Origin of the sequence: Thermomonas sp. (assembly GCF_020850895.1) — a bacterium.
GTDB lineage: Bacteria > Pseudomonadota > Gammaproteobacteria > Xanthomonadales > Xanthomonadaceae > Thermomonas.
In genome coordinates, this window is the sequence record NZ_JADZDS010000096.1 from 1 (window position 1) to 3,514 (window position 3,514).

4 protein-coding genes are annotated in these 3,514 nt (G+C 65.7%); all 4 read left to right on the forward strand.

The annotated features are described in order from the left end of the window. On the forward strand, positions 1–456 hold a 456-nt coding region (locus IT472_RS08450), incomplete at its 5' end, for a MotA/TolQ/ExbB proton channel family protein (RefSeq protein WP_297180826.1). Between the two features lie 7 nt (positions 457–463). Further along, a complete protein-coding gene (gene tolR / locus IT472_RS08455; protein WP_297180828.1) occupies positions 464–919 on the forward strand; it encodes a protein TolR in 456 nt (151 codons plus the stop codon). Between the two features lie 13 nt (positions 920–932). Continuing rightward, entirely contained in the window at positions 933–1,838 is a 906-nt protein-coding gene (locus IT472_RS08460) for a cell envelope integrity protein TolA (RefSeq protein ID WP_297180830.1), read from the forward strand. Positions 1,839–1,941: 103 nt separating this feature from the next. Continuing rightward, entirely contained in the window at positions 1,942–3,252 is a 1,311-nt protein-coding gene (gene tolB / locus IT472_RS08465; protein ID WP_297180832.1) for a Tol-Pal system beta propeller repeat protein TolB, read from the forward strand. Positions 3,253–3,514: the final 262 nt, after the last annotated feature.

Consider the following 3,514-nt stretch of genomic DNA (forward strand, 5'->3'; position numbering starts at 1 on the left):
GACATCGAAGGCTTGGAGGCGATCTTCGAGTCCGGCATGCGCGAGTTCAACCGGATCAGCCAGCGCCGTGGCGTGGATTCGAGGATGCAGGTTGAGGGCGCCCAGCGCGGCATGCGTGCAACCACGTCGCGCGAGCTCGACGGACTCGAGCGCAACCTCGAATTCCTGGCCAACGTCGGCTCGATCAGCCCCTACGTCGGTCTGTTCGGCACGGTCTGGGGGATCATGATCGCCTTCCAGGGTCTCGCCAACCTGAAGGACGCGACGATTGCCTCGGTCGCGCCGGGCATTTCCGAGGCATTGGTCGCCACGGCGATGGGCTTGTTCGCGGCGATCCCGGCGGTGTGGGCCTACAACCGCTTCGCCACACGCGCCGACCGCATGGCGGTGCGCTTCGAGGCCTTCAGCGAAGAATTTGCCTCGATCCTGCAGCGCCAGGCCAACGCGGGGAGCTGAGACAGGCATGGCCAGTGTCTCCAAGCGTCGATCGCGCAAGCGCAGGCTGCAATCGGACATCAACGTCGTCCCATACATCGACGTGATGCTGGTGCTGTTGATCATCTTCATGGTGACGGCGCCGCTGCTCAACGTCGGCGTGGACGTGAATCTGCCGCAAGCCGATGCACACGCCATCGAGCAGGCGCGCAAGCAGCCGGTGGTCGTGCAGGTGGGCAAGGATGGCGCGCTGGCGTTGACCTACGAAGGCGTCAGCCGGCCGCAGCGGGTCGACGCGGCGCAGCTGGTCGCCAAGGTGAAGGCCTTCGTGCAGGCCGATCCAAACGTGCCAGTGTACGTCGCCGGCGACCGCGAGGTCAGCTACCAGTCCGTGTTCGCGGTGTTGTCGCTGCTGCAACGCGAAGCTGGTGTGCCACGGGCCGGTTTGATGGGAACGCCCGAGTCGTCGGATCCACCGAAGTAGTGACGGAACGCCGGTGAAACAGTCCCGCGCCGACAACTGGCTGGCGATCCTCCAATCACTGCTGCTGCATGCGGTGATCCTGTTGCTGTTGTTCGTTGGCTTGCGCTGGCCGCAAGGCGCAAAGCCGGAGGCATCGCAGGGTGAGCCGATCGATGCCGAACTGGTTGCCGTCAGTGACCTGAGCCCAGCCATGCAGCGTGCATTGCGGCGGACACCGGTGGCACCGAAACCCACGCGTCCCGAACCTCGGCCTGAACCCTTGCCGCAGCCCTTGCTCGAAGACGCCACGCCACCCAAGCCACGGGTGTTGCCATCCCCGGTGCCCGATCCCGCCCCGGTCGAACAGGCGCGTGTGCAGCGCGATGCGGCCTTGCCGCCGTTGCCCGATGTCCGTCGCGAGCAGGAGGCACGGCGCCGCCAACCTCCGCAGGTCGAGCTGGGCGCGCAGCGGGAAAGCGATTTGGAGCAACAACGGCAGCGGCAGATCGCTGAATTGCGCCGCCAGCGCGAGCAGGCCGCGCGGGTGCGCAGCCAGGCAGAGATGCGGGCGATGCAGTTGGCCGATGCGCGTGCCGGTGCGACGGACGCACCTCCCGCCCGCAGCCGGCCAATGCCGGGCGCAGGCGGGACTGATCCTGGGCTGCTTGCCCGCTACCGCGACGCGCTGCAGCGTGCCATCGTCCGCCAATGGACGCGGCCGGACTCGGTTGCACTCGGCCAGCGCTGTCGGATGACGATCCGCCAGCTTCCGGGTGGCGATGTCCTCAGCGTCGAGATCGACCCATCCTGTCCGTATGACAGCCAGGGCAGGCGTTCGATCGAGTCAGCCGTCTACAAGGCGGCGCCCTTGCCCTATGCTGGTTTCGAGGCTGTTTTCAACCGGACTCTGGATCTCAATTTCGAGGCGGCCGACAATTGAATCGGCGGATTCCGCGAATCTCGGGCGTCCTTGGTCCGTTACCGTTCATCTTGCGTCGCCCGAATCGGCGACCCTGTCCACACCGATCTATCCGTGAGTGAGCATGAAGCGATTCGTCAGTGGCTTGGTCGTCGCACTGTTGCTGCCCTTGGGGGCCGCGCAGGCACAGTCGCGCAATGGCCTTGAAATCGACATCGTCGGCGGCAATGCCGCAGCACTGCCCATCGCCGTGGTCCCGTTCGGGGGCGATTGCGGTGCAACCGATGTGAGTGCCGTGGTGCGCGCCGACCTCGACCGTTCCGGCCAGTTCCGTAGCCTGGACGTGAACGGCCTGCCCGAACGCCCGACCACCGGCAGCGAAGTGGCGTATCCGACCTGGCGCATGCTGCGTCAGGACTATCTGCTGGTCGGGCGCTGCGTGCCGTCGATGGGCGGCTACCGCACCGAATACGAGTTGTTCGATGTGGCACGCCAGACCCGGCTGCTCGGGATTGCGCTGACCGCATCCACTGCGGCCATGCGCGATGTGGCGCACCAGATCAGCGATGCCGTCTACGAAAAGATCCTTGGTGTACCCGGCGCGTTCTGGACCCGGATCGCTTACGTGTCCGCAAGCGGGCTGGGGCGTGACACCCGCTATGCCCTGATCGTGTCCGATGCCGACGGCTTCAATCCGCACACTGTCGTGACCTCCAATGAGCCGCTGCTGTCGCCGGCGTGGAGCCCGGACGGGCAGAAGCTGGCCTACGTCAGCTTCGAGGGCGGCAATTCCGGCATCTGGATCCAGGACGTGGCTACTGCTGCGAGGGAAAAGCTGACCAGTTTCCGCGGCATCAATGGTGCCCCGAGCTTCTCCCCGGACGGCACCCGCCTGGCCATGTCCCTGTCCAAGGGCGGCAATCCCGATATCTACGTGATGAACCTGGGTTCGCGCCACCTCACCCAGGTCACCAACCAACTCGGGATCGACACCGAACCGACATGGAGCGCGGACGGAGCCAGTCTGTATTTCACTTCCGATCGCGGTGGTCGCCCGCAGGTCTACCAAGTGCCCGCGGGCGGAGGCGGTGCGACCCGGATCAGCTTCGATGGCAGCTACAACGCCAGCCCGAGTGTCTCGTTCGATGGCAAGAAGATCGCCACCGCGCAGGGTGCCGGCAACGTCTATCGGATTGCGCTGATGGATCGCAGCACCGGCAGCCCGCGCTGGAGCATGCTCTCCCCGGGTTCACTGGATGAGTCGCCGAGTTTCGCGCCGAATGGATCGATGCTGGTCTATGCGGCGCGCGAAGGTCGCAATGGCGTTCTGTACACCGTGTCTGCCGATGGCCGGGTGCGCCAGCGGTTGGTGACCCAGTCCGGCAGCGACGTCCGCGAGCCAGCGTGGTCGCCCTACCGCAGGAAGCCGGGGTGAGATTCACGACATTTCACAGCCGCCGTTGCTAGACTGGCCGTGGCTCTCGGTGTTCACCTCCAAACGGAAGCTAAGGAGTTTTGCCATGCATCGTTCGATTCCCGCCACTGCTCGCATCCTGGCCATTGCCGTGCTCGCCTCCGCCGTGGCCGTGGGCTGCAGCAAGAAGGTCAAGGAAACACCACCGACGCAGTCCGAGGTGGACACCACGCCTGCGCAGTCCTACCAGACTCCGGTGGCGGGGGCCTACACGCCGGCTGAC